The sequence below is a fragment of the Oerskovia flava genome, assembly GCF_026163685.1.
Classification (GTDB): Bacteria; Actinomycetota; Actinomycetes; order Actinomycetales; family Cellulomonadaceae; genus Oerskovia_A; species Oerskovia_A flava.
On the sequence record NZ_JAOXSR010000006.1, the window covers coordinates 150,145 to 165,297 of the forward strand.

Below are 15,153 nucleotides of genomic sequence, written 5' to 3' on the forward strand. Positions count from 1 at the left end.
GGACGGCGTGATCCGTGAGGACCGCGCCGCCAGGGCCGCTTTCCAGAGTTGCCTCGCCGGCGACGGTACGTGGGCCTGAGAGATTCCCGGGGAGGACTTGCTCCTTCGGCGCCGGTGCACGGTGGCACCGGACTCTCCCGTCGTGGCTCGGGCGGCTTGCTACCCGGCGATCATACCCGGGCGCGCCGACCAGGCGGTTTCTCGGCACCCCGAGCCGATCCTGCCGAGGAACCGCCTGTTCGGCGGGTGGGGGTGGGACCGGGGGCGGGGGGTCAGAGCAAGGTGAGGCCGGAGGCCGTGTCGACCATGGCGTCGACGACGGCGCTGACGACGGGACGGGGCTCGTGGCGGGTCGCGCGGTGGCGTGCGACGAGACGTCGGGTGCCGAGGCCGGGCAGGGCGACGACCGTGACGCCGTCGGGGACGTCGCCCCCCTCGAGGGCGAGGGCCGGGATCATCGCGACGCCCTGACCTGCGGCGACGAGGGCCAGCGCGACGTCGAAGTCGTAGTAGGTGTGCCGGGTCGCGAACGTCGTGCCGAGGGTCGCGGCGACCCGGCGCATGGCGCGGGCGGCGGCCGTCTCCGGCTTGGGACCGAGCCAGTCGGCGTCCGCGAGGTCGGCGAGGCGCGCGGGCGTGGGGAACGTCGCCGGGACGACGACGCGCCACGGCTCGTCGAGCAGCGGCACGTCCCGGACGTACCGGGGTGGGGGAGCGTCGGCGTCCTCGTCACGCTCGAGCAGGACGACGTCCAGGTCGCCGGCCCGCAGCTGGCGCACGGCCTCGGCGGGCTCACGCTCCTGGATCTCGAGCTCGACGCCGGGGTAGCGCTCGGCGAGCTCGGCGAGGACCGGGGCCACGACCGCGCGGATCGCGGTCTGGAAGGCCCCGACGACGACGCGACCCGTCAGCTCGTCGCTCATCGCGGCGATCGCCTTGCGCGCCTCGACCAGCTCGGACTCGATGCGCTCGGCCGCCTCGGCGAGCACCCGGCCCGCCGGGGTGAGGGTCACGCCGCGCGGGCCGCGGTCGAGCACCTGCAGACCTTCCTCGGCCTCGAGACGCGCTATTTGCTGAGACACGGCCGACGGGGTCAGATGCAGCACGTCAGCGGCCGCGAGGACGCCTCCAGCCCTGTGGACGGCAAGCAGGAATCCAAGTCTGCGTGGGTCGGTCGTCATGTAGTGATACTAAATGCCGGATCCAGTTTTGTTCGATTGTGCTGAACGCCCAAAGGCCCCACACTGGATCTTGGCGCCAGCCGGAACCTCCTCAAAAGGGGCTGGCGTCCACACTCTGGGAGAGCCCGCAGCGTCGCGGCACCTCTTCTTCCCCAAGCCACCCGCGTCGATCTGTCGACCAACCCTGCCCGGAGTCCGCCATGTCCGTCTCGCTCCTCACCCTCGTCACCGCCCTCGGATGGGTCGGCGCCGCTGCCGGCGTCGTCGCCTACGCCATGGTCAGTCGTGGCCGGTGGGCGCCCACGTCGCTGCCCTTCCAGCTGACGAACCTCACCGCCGCGAGCCTCATGTGCCTGGTCGCCGCGGTGAACGGGGTGTGGCCGTCGGCCGTCGCGAACATCGTGTGGATGGTCATCGGCGTGCAGGCCGTGGCGATGATGGTGCGTCGTGCCCGACGTCGCGTGGTCACCACGGCGCGCGAGCTCGAGCTCGCCGCCTGACCCCACCCGACGGACCGGTCGCGGGCGTCAGTTCTGCGGTGCCGCCCCGGGGACCCTCCGGGTCGTGACGATCTGGCGGGCGACCTCCTGCAGGCGCACGTTCGAGTCCTGCGAGACCCGGCTCAGCACCGCGAACGCCTGGGCGGGGGAGACGCGGTAGCGCTCCATGATGATGCCCTGCGCCTGGCCGATCAGCGTGCGCGTGTGCACGGCCGTCTGCAGCTGGTCCTCGGTGCGCGCCGCGTCCAGCGCCGCCGCCGCGACGGCCGCGAAGGTCGTGGCCAGCGGGATGATGTCGGCGGGGAACGCGTTCGGCTGCTGGGCGTAGAGGTTCAGGGCGCCGTGCTTCGCGTCGGTCGTGTAGAGCTGGATGCAGAGCATGGACCGCACCCCCAGCTCGCCGAGGACCGCGTGCGACCAGCGCGGCCAGCGCTCGTCGAGCGCGAGGTCGGCGGTGTACACCACCTCGGTCTCGCGGATCGCGTCGAGGCACGGCCCTTCGTCGAGCGCGTACTGGAGCTCGTCACCGCGCACCGCGACGTCGTCGGAGTGGGCGGGGGTCTCGATCCGTCCGCCGCGCACGACCATCGAGATGCCTGCGCTGTCACAGCCGTCGACCATCGCGACGGCCAGCTGCGCGATGCGGTCGAGCGTCTCCTGCAACGACGGCTCGTCCGCCAGGAGGCGTGCTGCCGCCGCGATCTCGCCGTCGAGCCCTTGCTCGGCCAGCTCCGCCACCCGGGTCTCCATCTCGGACACCATGCTGACACCTCCGTGCTCCTACGGACCGGGCGCCGCGTCGCGGGCCTCGGTCCCGCTAGCGTACTCGCCCCAGGATGAGAGCTACGACGTCCGGTGCAAGACTGGCAGACGTCCGGTGAAGCAGCCCGCCTGACGACGCGCGCACCCGTGGTGCCGCGCGTCTCCCGCCCTGGGCATACCCCGGGAGGACCACCTGGAAGGTGGCAGCATGCGCGCACTGACATGGCAGGGCACGGAGAAGGTCGCCGTCGCGACCGTTCCCGACCCCACGATCAAGGCTCCGAACGACGCGGTCGTCCGCGTGACGTCCACCGCGATCTGCGGCTCCGACCTGCACCTGTACTCGGTGCTGGGGATGTACATCGACCCGGGCGACGTCCTCGGGCACGAGACGATGGGGGTCGTCGAGGAGGTCGGCTCCGCGACGGGCGACCTCGCGGTCGGCGACCGGGTCGTCGTCCCCTTCACCATCTCCTGCGGGAGCTGCTGGATGTGCGGACGCGGACTGCAGTCCCAGTGCGAGACGACGCAGGTCCGCTCCCAGGACAAGGGAGCCGCCCTGTTCGGCTACACCAGGCTCTACGGGCAGGTGCCCGGCGGCCAGGCGCAGTACCTGCGGGTGCCGCAAGCACAGTACGGCCCGATCGTGGTGCCCGACGACGGTGCGCCCGACGAGCGGTACCTCTACCTCTCCGACGTGCTCCCCACCGCCTGGCAGGCCGTCGAGTACGCCGCCGTGCCACCGGGCGGGACGGTCGTGGTGATCGGTCTGGGGCCGATCGGCCAGATGGCGGCCCGGGTGGCGCTGCACCGCGGCGCGGGGCTCGTGATCGGCGTCGATCTCGTGCCCGAGCGGCTCGCGATGGCCGAGCGGCACGGTGTCGAGACGCTCGACGCCTCGACCGTCGACGACGTCGGCGCGACGATCCGTGAGCTGACCGGCGGGCGCGGCGGCGACAGCGTCATCGACGCCGTCGGGATGGAGGCGCACGGCTCGCCCGTCGCGGAGGCTGCTCACAAGGTCATGGGGCTGCTGCCGGACCGGGTCGCGGGCGCGCTGAACGAGCGGGCCGGCGCCGACCGGCTCGCGGCGCTGGGCACGGCGATCGACGTCGTCCGGCGCGGCGGCACGATCTCGATCTCGGGCGTCTACGGGGGATCGAAGGACCCGCTGCCGATGCTCCAGCTCTTCGACAAGCAGGTCACGCTGCGCATGGGCCAGGCGAACGTCCGGCGCTGGGTCGACGACCTCCTGCCCCTCGTGCAGGACGACTCCGACCCGCTGGGAGTCCTCGACCTGCGCACGCACCGGCTGCCCCTCGAGGACGCGCCCGCCGGCTACGACCTGTTCCAGCGCAAGGCGGACGGCTGCATCAAGGTCGTCCTGGACCCGAGCCTGCCGAGCGCGGCGGGCGGCACCGACCAGAGCACCGAGACGAAGGAGGAGCACGGATGACCGAGCACATCCCGGGGGAGGCCGAGGAGGGTCCGGGGCGAGTCGACCTGAAGCTGCTCGGCACGTACCTCGTCGACCACGTGACGGGCGCGACCGTCGGCCTCAACCGCGTCGAGCGCATGGCGGACGCGTACGAGGGGACGTTCGTGGGAGACGCGCTCGCCCCGTTCGTCGGTCAGTTCGAGCACGAGCGCGAGTGGCTGGTCCAGACCACCGAGGGGCTGGGCGTGCACATCAGCCGCTACAAGGTCGTCGGGGCGTTCGTCGCCGAACGCCTCGGACGCCTCAAGCCGAACGGGCGGATCGTCAGCACCTCGCCGCTGAGCGCGCTGCTGGAGGTCGAGCTGCTACGCAGCGCGATCCTCGGCAAGCTGAGCGGCTGGGAGACCCTCGAGTCGGTCGCGCCGCACCTGGACGTCGACGCGTCGCACCTGCCGTTCCTCCAGGACCAGGCACGCGAGCAGATCGACGTCCTCACCCGGGTCCTCCGGGGGCTGCGCCCGAACTCCCTGCTCCGGCCTCTCGACTGACCGAGGGCACCGCAGGAGGACACCCGGACGACCGATCGCCCCGCGCACGTGTGCACGGGGCGATCTGTGGCCGACGGCCTGCCGGTAGAGGGATCAGGCGCTGCGGCGGCGTACGAGCAGCGCGTTGTGGTGACGGTTGTCCGCCGACGCGTCCAGCGACGCGAGGAACGTCTCGACGTCCTCGCGGGCGTTGGCGCCGAGGGGCGAACCTTCGAGCGAACCGACCAGCTGCTCCGCGACGTCGCGCACACGGATGTTGGCGCGGCTGGCGAAGCCCACGAGGCGGTTGGCGGCCGTCTCGGCGTCCACGCCGTGGGTCGCCATGATGACGCCCTTGGCCTGGTCGATGACCGACCGGCCGTCGAGGGCACTGTCCACGGCACGTGCGGTGTCGCGCTCGACGTGCGCCCGCTGGACCGCGGTCACGTCGATGAGGTATCCGGCGATCTCGGCGAGCTTGCCGTCCGGGCCGCGGCGGCCCTGACCGGTGAGCGCGATCGTGTGGGTGCGGCCCTTCGCGTCGACGACGCGGTGCATGCAGCTGAAGGGCTTGCCGGTGCGCTGCGCGGCGCGGACCTCGCGCAGTGCACGCCCCCGGTCGTCGGGGTGCTTGTGCGCGGCGAGCAGCTCGGCGGACGGGACGACGGAGTGCGGTTCGAGACCGTGGATGCGGTAGACCTCGTCGGACCACCACCACTGACCTGAACGGATGTCGACGCGGTACTGGCCGACGGGGAGAGCGTCGCCGAGGCCCAGCGCAGCCGCGAGCTGCGCCGGTTCGAGCGCGGTGGTCGGACGGTCGGTCACGACGGGTGCGGAGGAGGGGGCCACAAGATGCTCCTAGATCTCTCGATAAAGAGCTGGGCCCCTTCTTGACGCCAGATCTTTCACCGTAGCGCACTTTCACCCGTACGGCGCGGTGGGCGGCCGGATCAACCGCTCACCAGGCGGCCTGCCCGTCGCCGGGTATCGCGTCGGTGCGGAGGTCGACCCGACCCGTCAGGACGTCGTCGGCCACGTCCTCGAGCCGTTGCGAGCACGCGTAGGCGCGCGCCCTCAGCAGGGCGAGGGCGTCGCGGGCCGCCAGTCCCAGCTGCGCCACGACCATGCCCGTGGCCTGGTCGATCCGGGAACGCGCGGACCACAGAGAAGCGGGCAGGGCGCCCTCCTCGATGCCCTGCAGAAGACGCGACGCGGCCGCGTCCGCGACCTGCTGCTGCTCGCTCGTCGTGCCGGCAAGCGTCCCGGCACCCCGCTGGTGCAGGCACAGGACGCCGAGCCTCCCGTGCGGCGACCGCAGCGGCAGGGCGTGCACGGTGCACTCGCCGACCTCGCGCGCCAGCTCGGCGAAGAGGGGAAAGGGGCCGCCGGGCGACCCGCCGACATGCACCTGGGCCACCCGGCCCGAGTGGAACGCCTCGTGCGCCGGTCCCTCGCCCAGCAGCTCCTCCAGGTCGCCCAGCCGCTGCGCGACCGCGTCCGTGACACCCAGGGTGAACCACCCGGTGCGGGAGGGTACGAGGGTGAGCGCACCGCCGTCCGCCCCCAGGACGTCTGCGCAGGCGCGGCCGATCAGCACGGGCAGCGAGCTCGAGGGCGAACCCGTGTCCACGGTCCGGGCGAACGCCTCCAGCGCGTGGGCAGGACGGGGTGTCTCGGATCCGTCCGAGCCGCTCATCGCTGCTGCTCGCGGCCCGCCCGCAGCTCCCTGCCCTTCGCGAGGTCGTCCTCCCGTTGTGCCGCACGCTTGTCGCTCGCCCGGGTGTCCCGTGGCGGGAGCTGGATGGTCTCCTCCGCCTCGATACCGCCTTGGAGCTGGCGGCCACGCTCCAGCTCGGCGTCGAGCTCGGCACCGAAGAGCAGCGCCAGGTTGGTGATCCACATCCACAGCAGGAAGACGATCACGCCCGCGAGCGCGCCGTACGTCGCCCCGTAGCTCCCGAAGTTCGCGACGTAGAACGCGAAGCCCGCCGAGGCGAGGACCCAGACGAGGATGGCGACGACCGCCCCGACGCTGAGCCAGCGGAACGTCGGCTGCCGGACGTTCGGGGTCGCGTGGTAGAGCACGGCGACCAGGAGCACCACGAGCAGCAGCACGACGGGCCACTTGGCGATGTTCCACACGCTCAGTGCCGTGTCGCCGAGACCGATCGTCTCGCCGACGGCGCGCGCGAGCGGGCCGGACATCACGAGCGCGGCCGCGACCAGGGCCGCGACCACCACCAGCAGCAGGGTCACGACCAGCATCGCGGGACGCAGCTTCCAGACCGGCCGGCCCTCCGGGATCTCGTACACGCGGTTCATGGCGCGGCTGAACGCGCCCACGTAACCGGAGGCGGACCACAGCGCGAGCGCGAGACCGGTGACGAGCGCGAGACCGGCGCCGCCCCCCTCGGACGCCTGCTCGACGAGCGGCTCGATGACGGCCAACGTCTCCGCGGGGACGACGCCCTCGGCGATGTCCAGGACCTGGTCGACCGCCTGCCGCCCGTCACCCACGAGCCCGAGGAGCGAGACGACGGCGATGATCGCCGGCGCGGTGGCGAGCACCGCGAAGAAGGTGAGGGCGGCCGCGAGGTCCAGGCACTGGTCGCGGCTGAACTCGCGCACGGTGCGCTTGAGGACGTACCCCCACGACGGCTTGTGCAGGTCGGTCGGGGCGTCGGGCTTGCGCGGGTCGTCGGGGTCGGGTGCGCTCGGGCGCTTGCCGTCGTCGTCCTCGGCGCTCATGGGCTGCCTCCTTCGGTCGTCTCCTTCGACCGTAGGGCGACGCCCGGCACTCACAACCCGGGCGGGGTTCAGCCCGGCCGAGAACCACGACCCGGCAGCGGCACCTCGTCGAACGGCACGTGCCGCAGGCGGCGCACGGGGCCGTCGGCCATCCGTCCCAGGACGCCCTCCGCCAGGTCGCGCACGCGCACGTTGTCGCGGTTGGAGCGCGTGCGCAGCATCGCGAACGCCTCCTCCTCCGAGACGTCGTACACGGCCATGAGGATCCCCTTGGCCTGCTCGATGCGCCCTGCCGTCCGCCGGAACCCGTCGAGCGCGACGTCGACGTCGCGCTGCGTCGCGACGTGGTGCGCGGGGGTCAGGTCGATGACGTAGCCGCTCACGGACTCCACGACCGTGCGCGACGTCGCACCCTCGCCGCCGCTGCGGTCCTCGCTCGTGCGTCCCTCGCCGACCGCGACCACCTCCCGCACCCGGCCGCGCACGTCGACCACGCGGTGGTACAGCGCGAACGGCTCGCCCTGGGCGAAGGTCCGCTCGAGCACGGCACCGGCGGCCTCGCGGTCGTCAGGGTGCTTGTGGGCGAGGACGAGCTCGCTGGTGGGGACGACCTCGCGCGGCTCGAACCCGTGGATGCGGTAGACCTCGTCGGACCACCACCACGTGCCGGTACCGACGTCGACGTGGAACGTCCCGACCCGTTGCTGCTGACCGACGGCGAGCGCGGGAAGGGCCGCGTACGCCCCGAGGTCCGGGGGTGCGGCGGGGGAGGCGAAGGCATGCCCTTGATGCGCGTCCATGTCCTCGTTCCGGTGTAGCGCGCCAAGGACCTGTCTCTAGATCCGCCGGAAAGGTACCTCGATCCCCGGACACCGCACAATCCGGACGGCCGTACCGGTCAGCGCGCCACGTGCCGGCCCGTGCGCACGCCGAAGCGCAGCCTGAAGTGATCGACGGTCTTCGGCAGCGGCGCGTCCGCGAGATACCGCGCCCGCTCGAACGACAGGTCCGCGCCCGTCGCGACGCCCGCCAGGAGACGGCTCGCGACGAGCAGGACGACGTTGCGGCCCGGGCAGGAGACCGGCCCGGCGCTGAACGGGACGAGTCCCCAGTCGGCGTCCGCCCGCCCGTCGAGCCAGGCCTCGGGCGCGAAGTCGTCGGCCACGTCGAGCCGCTCGGCGTCGCGGTGGAAGAACGAGCTGACGACCACGAACCCGGTGCCGGCAGGCAGGGTCCGTCCGCCCCAGGTCGTCTCACGGGTGCTCTCGCGCAGGATCGCGAGGGTCGTCGGCCACAGGCGGACGGACTCGAGGACGCACCCGCGGGAGTAGCCGAGCACGGCACGCGGGTCGCCGTCCGCCGCCTCGAGCTCGCCGCGTACGCGCGCGAGCGCGTCCGGGCGGGACGCCAGGACGGCGAGCGTCCGGTAGACCGCTGCGCCTGCGGCGTCGAACGCGAAGAGCCAGTGGGGGATCTGTCCTGCGGCCTCGATCACGGAGCCCGTGCGGCGTGCGCGGGCAGCAAGCGTCCCGTCCTCCGCGTCGCTGACGTAGTCCTCGATCAGCGCGTCGAGCTCGGTCCGGAGCCACGGCCGCCGCGGGCGCAGGAACGCCCAGTTCGCGTCCCGGCGCAGCGCATCGAGGAGCTCGGTGACGCGCTCGTCGTGACGGGCACGCTCACCGAGGGTCAGGGTCCGCACCGCCCGCCAGAACGCCCCCGCGAACCGCTCCCAGTCGAGCCCTCCGCCGACCCGGGCGTCCTCGAGCAGCTCGGTGACCTCCCGGTCGACGGCGCGGGAGAGGAACGCTCCGTCGCTGTGCACGGGCTCGGCCATGTCGAGCGCGGCCTCGTTGAAGGGTCGGCGCTCGGCGCGCTCCTCCGTCGAGGAGATGAGCACCCCGTCGGGCTGGAAGTGAGCGAGCGCGGCCCGCTTCTCGGCCGACGCCGGGGTGAACGGGTCCGGCGAGCCGGCGAGCAGCGTCTCGACGTGCTCCGGGGCGGTGGCGACCACCATCGACCGGGGGCCGAGCCGGAGCTCGAGGGGGGCGCCGTCGTACCGCCCGCGCAGCGACGCCAGGAGGGAACCGCCCGACCGGTCCACCTGTCGCCGCTCCGCCCACGCCGTGACCCGGGGCCGTCGCACGATCGCCCCCTGGGCGACGAGGGGGAGCAGCACTCCCGTGACGAGCCGAACCGACTCGGTCGGTGTCAGGCGGGCGGGGGTGGAGGTGGGCACGAGGTCTCCCTGGTGAGGTGGCCGGGTGGTCCTTCCCAGGGTGCGCAGACGCGGGAGGGCTCGCACGTCGGCCTCAGGCGAGGCGCTTCTCGCCCTCGCGCAGCACGCGGAACCACCGGTAGCCGTACCCCTCGAGTGCGATCTCGAGGCGGCCCTCGTCGTCCAGGACCTGCTCGTCGGCGTCCAGGACGTCCAGGATCCGCGTGCCGGGCGGGACGTCGTCGAGCACGAGCGGGATGCTGCGCCCGTCGGGGGCGAAGTTGTGCAGCGCGACGATCTGGCCCGTCTCGCCGCGGATCGTGTGGGCGAAGACGCACGGGTGCGGCTGCTCGAGGACGGTCATCTCGCCCCAGCCGATCTCCGCGGCGTTGCGGTACCGGTGCGCGAGCGCGCTCACGAACCGCAGCAAGGAGTCGGGGTCGTACCGCTGGTCGGCGACGTTCACGTGCGCGGGGCCGAACCCGTCGGCGACGACCGGCGCGACCAGGCGCGAGGGGCGCACCGCGGAGAACCCGCCGTTCTTGGTCGCGCTCCACTGCATGGGCGGGCGGACCGCCGAACGGCCCGCGACCTCCGGGTTCTCGGCCATGCCGATCTCCTCGCCGTAGTACAGCACCGGGGCGCCGGGCAGCGAGAACATCAGGCTGTAGACCATGCGGATCCGGCGTGGGTCACCCTCGAGCATCGAGGGGAGCCGACGGACGATTCCGCGACCGTGGATGCGCATCCGCTCCTCGGGTGCGAACGCGGCGAAGATCTCCTCCCTCTCGTCCTGCGTGAGCAGGTCGAGCGTCAGCTCGTCGTGGTTGCGCACGAAGTTCGCCCACTGGTTGCCGCGGTCCAGCGCGGGTCGGGCGGCGAGCGCCTCGGCGAGCGGGCGGGCGTCCTGGCGGGCGAGCGCCAGGTAGAGGCGCTGGTTGCCGAAGAAGTCGAACTGCATCGTCAGCTCGTCGCCGTTCTCCCCGAAGAAGTCGAGTTGCTCCTCGTAGGGCAGGTTGACCTCGCCGAGCATCATGCCGGAGCCGCTGCGACGGACGATGTCGCGCCGCAGGGAGCGCAGATAGGTGTGCTCCCGCGAGCCGCCCGCGTCGATGGTGTGGGGCACCGAGTCGACGCGGAAGCCGTCGACCCCGAGCTCGAGCCAGAACCCGACGACCTTCGAGATCTCCTCGCGCACCCGCAGCGCGCCCGTATCGAGGTCCGGCTGGTGGCCGTAGAACGAGTGCCGGTAGTACTGCCCGGCCCGCTCGTCGAACGTCCAGACCCCCTCCTCGACGTCGGGAAACATGTTCGGCGGCTGGTCCTCGGGCGGCTCGTCGGCCCACACGTAGTAGTCGCGGTACGGGCTCGACCGACTCGCGCGCGCCGCGCGGAACCACGGGTGCTGGTCCGAGGTGTGGTTCACCACCAGGTCGACGATCACGCGCATGCCGCGGTCCTTGGCGGTGCGCACCACCTCGACGAAGTCGCCCAGATGCCCGAACCGCGGGTCCACGCCGTAGAAGTCCGCGACGTCGTACCCGTTGTCCTTCCCCGGCGAGGGGTAGAAGGGCATGAGCCACAGGCACGTCACGCCCAGCTCGGCGAGGTAGTCCAGCCGGTGGGCGAGACCTTCGAGGTCGCCCGTGCCGTCGTCGTTCCAGTCGAGGTAGGTCTCGACGTCGAGGCAGTAGACGACGGCGGTCTTCCACCACAGGTCACCCGTATCCGTGATTCTCATCTTCTCGACCGTATCGACCCCGCGGGCACCTCGCAGGACGGCGTGCACCGAGGCGCTCGCGAGATGCGAGCCCCCCGCACCGTGTCCATGGTGGAAGTGATCGTGAACCCACGACAGGAGGACCGCATGACGGACCAGACCACACCTCAGGACCCGACCACCCAGCAGCCGGAACCGAAGCAGCCCGCGGACGACCTCGACCCGCCCGGTCGCACCGGCGAGATGTCGCAGGAGCCCGACCACGGCGAGTCGACGTACACGGGCTCCGGGCGGCTGGACGGCAAGCGCGCCCTCATCACGGGCGGCGACTCCGGCATCGGCCGCGCGGTCGCGATCGCGTTCGCCCGCGAAGGCGCCGACGTCGCGATCTCCTACCTTCCCGAGGAGGAGGAGGACGCCCGCACGACCGCCCGCTGGGTCGAGGACGCCGGCCGCAAGGTCGCGCTCCTCCCGGGGGACATCCGCGACGAGTCGGTGTGCCGGCAGATCGTCGAGGACACCGTCGCGCAGCTGGGCGGCCTCGACGTGCTCGTCAACAACGCCGCCTACCAGATGTCCCAGGACGACGGCTTGCTCGGCATCACGACCGAGCAGCTCGACCGGGTGCTCAAGACCAACGTCTACGCGCTGTTCTGGATCACGCAGGCGGCCGTGCCGCACCTGCCGCGCGGCGGCGCGATCATCAACACCAGCTCGATCCAGGCGACCGACCCCAGCCCGCAGCTCCTCGACTACGCGACGACGAAGGCCGCGATCCTCAACTTCACGCAGGGTCTCGCCCAGCAGCTCGCTCCTGAGGGCATCCGGGTCAACGCCGTCGCACCAGGTCCGATCTGGACCCCCCTCATCCCGGCGACCCTGCCGGACGAGAAGGTCGAGCAGTTCGGCGCGGAGACCCCGCTGGGCCGTGCCGGGCAGCCCGCGGAGCTCGCACCCGCGTACGTCTTCTTCGCCTCGCAGGAGTCGAGCTACATCACGGGCGACCGGATCGGTGTGACCGGTGGCCGGCTGGTCTGAGCGCGCGGCCCCGAGCGGACCCGGCAGCCCGCCCGGCGGCCCGCCCGACCGGCCGTCGTACGGAGGCGGGCCTCACTTGCCCGCCTCCGTACGATGGTGCTGATGCCATCGAACGAGCCCGTGCGTGTCCCCGTGACCGACCCGTCTCCGTCGCAGGTGCGACTCATGGAGTCCGCCGAGCGACTGGTCGGACGCTTCGGTCTCGAGGGCGCCAGCTCCCGGGCCATCACGCGGGACGCGGGCCACCGCAACCACTCCGCGATCGCCTACTACTTCGGGTCGCGCGAAGGGTTGCTCGACTCGCTGTACCACTGGCGCAGCGCACCGATCAACGCCCACCGTGCCCGGATGATCGACGAGCTCGTCGAGGCCGGCGAGGAGCACGACGCGCGGGCGCTCGTGCGGGCGTTCGTCGTCCCGTACGTCACCGCGATCGAGGCGCTCGCGCCCTCGTCGTGGGCCCGGTTCAACGTCGCGGTCCTCGCCCAGCACCCGCTGGTGTTCATGGACGACGTGACCCGCGACATCAAGCGGTACAACGACATCGACGTGCCGCTCAGCACGACGCTGCGCCTGTTCGCCATGATGCGCGAGGTGGCGTGCGACGGCCGGGAACCCGTGGCCGGGCTGCGGGTCGCGATCGTCGCGCGCTCCATCAACGCGAACCTCGCGGCCTGGGAGACCGGCGTCGAGGCAGGTCACCTCGACCAGGTCCCGCTGTGGGACCTCGCCGACGAGGCGATCCATCTCGGCACCATGGCGCTCAGCGTCTGACGTCGCGGACCTGGTGCCGCCGTGCGGCGCCCAGGGCCAGCGCGAGACCCAGCGAGACCATGAGCGCAGACGCGATCAGCGCGGTGTGGGCGTCCGAGCCCGTCGCGGGCAGTCCGCCGGAAGACCCGGCGACCGACCCGGACGCAGGGGGGCTGCCCGGGTCGGTGCCGGGCGGGGTGCCGGGAACCGGCGTCGTGCCGGGTCCCGGAGTCGTGGGGTCGGGCTCGGGTTCCGGCTCGGGCTCCGGCTCCGGCTCCGGCTCCGGCTCCGGCTCGGGGTCGATCGGCGGCAGGTCGGCGACGAGCGCGAAGTCCTGGTCGAGCCGGGACTCGCCGGCGGCCGTCAGCGTCACCGCCCGCTCCGTGACCTCGGTCGTGTAGCCGTCCGGGACGGTGAGGACGACCGTGTAGTCGCCTGCGCCGAGCGCGTCGAGGAAGTAGGCGCCGTCCGCGTCCGTCGTCAGCTCGACGACGACGTCCGGCCCGGTCACCACGACCGTCGCGCCCGCCACGGGTGCACCCTCGTCGTCGGTGACCGTGCCGCCGATCGCCCCCACGCGCTGCACCGCGAAGTCCACGTCCGTGAGGTCGTCGGACCCCACGGTGACCTCCTGCGCCGTCGGGCCGTCAGGGGTATAGCCGAAGGGCACCTCGATGCTCACGTCGTACTCACCGGGCGCGAGGCCATCGAACGAGTACGTCCCGTCGGAGCGCGTGGGCGTCGTGACGGTCCCACCCGGGCCCGTGAGGGTCACGACCGCTCCCGCCACCGGGGCGCCGCCGGCCGTCACGGCGCCGGAGAGGGATGCGGGAGCCTGGGCGACGAAGTCGTTGTCGGTGCTGGCCGCCTCCTGCCCGACCTCGACCACGATGTTCTCAGGCGCGGACACCTCGGTGAACCCCTCCGGGAGGTCGCTCAGCGTGAAGGTGTACTCCTGCGCGTCGTCGGCGTCGAGGTTCCACGACACGCCGTCGATGAGGTACGCCCCCTGCGAGTTGGTCACGGCGGAGAAGGGGTCGCCCCCGCCGACCGGCGTGAGTGTCACGGTCGCCCCGGGGACGGGCGTGCCGTCCGCGGTGCGGACCGACCCGCTGACGGCGATCGGCTCGATCTCGCGCGCCGCGAAGTCGACGCCGGTCGCGTCGTCGGCGGACAGGTCGACGTCACCCACCGTGCTCGGACCGTACGCGACGAGCCCGAACTGGAAGGCGTCGTCGGCCGGGAGCGACGTGATCTCGACCGTGTACCCGGGAGCGGCGGTGTAGCCGAGGAACGAGTAGGAGCCGTCGGCGGCCGACTGCGTCGTCGCGAGCGCCGTGCCGTCCGGTCCGAAGAGCGTGAGGGTGGCGCCCTCGAGGACGTCCAGCGGGTTGCCGCCGGTGTCCACGAGGTCGACGGTCCCGCTGATGTCGCGGGCGAGGGACGAGAACCACGTCTGGTAAACAGGAAACCCGGTGCGCTGGTAGAAGAAGATCGTCAGGCTCGTGACCGGCACGGTGGGCTCGAACCAGCCGGCGGCGCCGGACGTGTCCAGGCCGGCGGCGTTCCCGATCACCTCACCGGTGACGGGGTCCCAGGTCGCGACGTCGGTCTCGTCGCCCTGGCAGGACGGCCCCGGCGAGACCGCGCAGTAGTTGAACCCGCCCTGCCAGCCGAGCTCGGCCCCCGTCAGCAGCTGCCCGTCGGCACCGCGCGCGACGACGATCGCACGGTCGGCGTCGATGTCACCGAGGACGAACGCCCACCCGCCGGCGGGCGTCGGCCGCTCGAACGTGTACGTCGTGATCGACGGGGACGTCGCGTTGTCCGCGCGGGGGCGCAGGTTGAGGTACTGCTCGCCCTGGCTCGAGCCATAGACGGCGCCGGGCGGGGTCGCGGTGCTCAGCCACGAGGTGGCGCCCGAGATGACGCCGACCCCACCGCGGGAGTCGGACGTCATGGTCGCGGCGGGAAACCCACCGGCCGGGAGCTGCATCGTCGTGCTCCAGCCGCCGGCGGACCCGGACAGCGGTTCCCAGTCCGCCCAGCCGGCCGTCGTGGCCGCCGACGCCGGTGCGGTACCCGCGATCATCGCGACGAGCGCCAGCGCCGCGGCGCAGACGGCTGAGGTGACGGCGGTCCAGGTTGTCGAGGGTCGGTGCACAGTCGAACCGTAAGAGAGAATTCTCAATCCTGCGAGGGCTGGGAGACACCATCGCCACTCGGTCGCGGCGATCCCGCCAAGAAACGCGCCTCATTTCACCCTGC

At 72.4% G+C, this 15,153-nt stretch carries 14 protein-coding genes and 1 riboswitch; of the genes, 5 read left to right on the forward strand and 9 right to left on the reverse strand.

Annotated elements, in window-relative coordinates; genetic code table 11:
* Nucleotides 1-53: 53 nt before the first annotated feature.
* A riboswitch (glycine riboswitch) is annotated at nucleotides 54-150 on the reverse strand.
* 122 nt (nucleotides 151-272) lie between these two features.
* Nucleotides 273-1,181, reverse strand: coding sequence for a LysR family transcriptional regulator (locus OHL10_RS11655; RefSeq protein ID WP_265522388.1), 909 nt, complete (start codon nucleotides 1,179-1,181; stop codon nucleotides 273-275).
* A gap of 200 nt (nucleotides 1,182-1,381) precedes the next feature.
* Here OHL10_RS11655 and OHL10_RS11660 point away from each other — a divergent pair, with 200 nt between their 5' ends.
* Complete coding sequence (locus OHL10_RS11660; protein WP_265522389.1) at nucleotides 1,382-1,681, forward strand: CBU_0592 family membrane protein; 300 nt, start codon at nucleotides 1,382-1,384, stop codon at nucleotides 1,679-1,681.
* A 27-nt stretch (nucleotides 1,682-1,708) separates the two neighbouring features.
* On the opposite strand, the gene OHL10_RS11665 is transcribed toward OHL10_RS11660, so the two are convergent.
* Nucleotides 1,709-2,443: a GAF and ANTAR domain-containing protein gene (locus OHL10_RS11665; protein ID WP_265522390.1), complete on the reverse strand. Its 735-nt coding sequence runs from the start codon at nucleotides 2,441-2,443 to the stop codon at nucleotides 1,709-1,711.
* A 208-nt stretch (nucleotides 2,444-2,651) separates the two neighbouring features.
* Between OHL10_RS11665 and OHL10_RS11670 the strand changes: the two genes are divergently transcribed.
* Together OHL10_RS11670 and OHL10_RS11675 are read left to right on the forward strand one after the other, a co-directional pair.
* On the forward strand, nucleotides 2,652-3,899 hold the full coding sequence (locus OHL10_RS11670; RefSeq protein ID WP_265522391.1) for a zinc-dependent alcohol dehydrogenase: 1,248 nt from the start codon (nucleotides 2,652-2,654) through the stop codon (nucleotides 3,897-3,899).
* Entirely contained in the window at nucleotides 3,896-4,429 is a 534-nt protein-coding gene (locus OHL10_RS11675) for a hypothetical protein (RefSeq protein WP_265522392.1), read from the forward strand. Before OHL10_RS11670 ends, OHL10_RS11675 begins: the two co-directional genes overlap by 4 nt.
* Nucleotides 4,430-4,522: 93 nt before the next feature.
* Here the strand turns inward: OHL10_RS11675 and OHL10_RS11680 are convergent, their stop codons facing one another.
* The 6 genes from OHL10_RS11680 to OHL10_RS11705 form a co-directional block, all read right to left on the reverse strand.
* Complete coding sequence (locus tag OHL10_RS11680; RefSeq protein WP_265522393.1) at nucleotides 4,523-5,260, reverse strand: PAS and ANTAR domain-containing protein; 738 nt, start codon at nucleotides 5,258-5,260, stop codon at nucleotides 4,523-4,525.
* A 109-nt stretch (nucleotides 5,261-5,369) separates the two neighbouring features.
* Entirely contained in the window at nucleotides 5,370-6,107 is a 738-nt protein-coding gene (locus OHL10_RS11685; RefSeq protein WP_265522394.1) for an ANTAR domain-containing protein, read from the reverse strand.
* The gene (locus OHL10_RS11690; protein ID WP_265522395.1) at nucleotides 6,104-7,159 is read right to left on the reverse strand and encodes a YihY/virulence factor BrkB family protein; all 1,056 of its coding nucleotides are present in this window, start codon (nucleotides 7,157-7,159) and stop codon (nucleotides 6,104-6,106) included. The genes OHL10_RS11685 and OHL10_RS11690 overlap by 4 nt, the downstream gene beginning before the upstream one ends.
* A 68-nt stretch (nucleotides 7,160-7,227) precedes the next feature.
* Nucleotides 7,228-7,959, reverse strand: a complete 732-nt coding sequence (locus OHL10_RS11695) for an ANTAR domain-containing protein (RefSeq protein ID WP_265522396.1) — start codon at nucleotides 7,957-7,959, stop codon at nucleotides 7,228-7,230.
* Nucleotides 7,960-8,057: 98 nt separating this feature from the next.
* A complete protein-coding gene (locus OHL10_RS11700) occupies nucleotides 8,058-9,395 on the reverse strand; it encodes a cytochrome P450 (protein ID WP_265522397.1) in 1,338 nt (445 codons plus the stop codon).
* Nucleotides 9,396-9,468: 73 nt separating this feature from the next.
* Nucleotides 9,469-11,115 (reverse strand): alpha-amylase family protein, encoded by a 1,647-nt coding sequence (locus OHL10_RS11705; protein WP_265522398.1) that lies wholly within the window; start codon nucleotides 11,113-11,115, stop codon nucleotides 9,469-9,471.
* A 126-nt stretch (nucleotides 11,116-11,241) separates the two neighbouring features.
* On the opposite strand from OHL10_RS11705, the gene OHL10_RS11710 reads away from it, so the two are divergent.
* Both OHL10_RS11710 and OHL10_RS11715 read left to right on the forward strand, forming a co-directional pair.
* The gene (locus OHL10_RS11710) at nucleotides 11,242-12,132 is read left to right on the forward strand and encodes an SDR family oxidoreductase (RefSeq protein ID WP_265522399.1); all 891 of its coding nucleotides are present in this window, start codon (nucleotides 11,242-11,244) and stop codon (nucleotides 12,130-12,132) included.
* 102 nt (nucleotides 12,133-12,234) lie between these two features.
* On the forward strand, nucleotides 12,235-12,906 hold the full coding sequence (locus OHL10_RS11715; RefSeq protein WP_265522400.1) for a TetR/AcrR family transcriptional regulator: 672 nt from the start codon (nucleotides 12,235-12,237) through the stop codon (nucleotides 12,904-12,906).
* Here the strand turns inward: OHL10_RS11715 and OHL10_RS11720 are convergent.
* Nucleotides 12,896-15,049 carry an MSCRAMM family protein gene (locus OHL10_RS11720; protein ID WP_265522401.1) on the reverse strand — a complete coding sequence of 718 codons (2,154 nt, stop codon included), beginning with the start codon at nucleotides 15,047-15,049 and terminating at the stop codon, nucleotides 12,896-12,898. The genes OHL10_RS11715 and OHL10_RS11720 overlap by 11 nt on opposite strands.
* Between the last annotated feature and the right edge of the window lie 104 nt (nucleotides 15,050-15,153).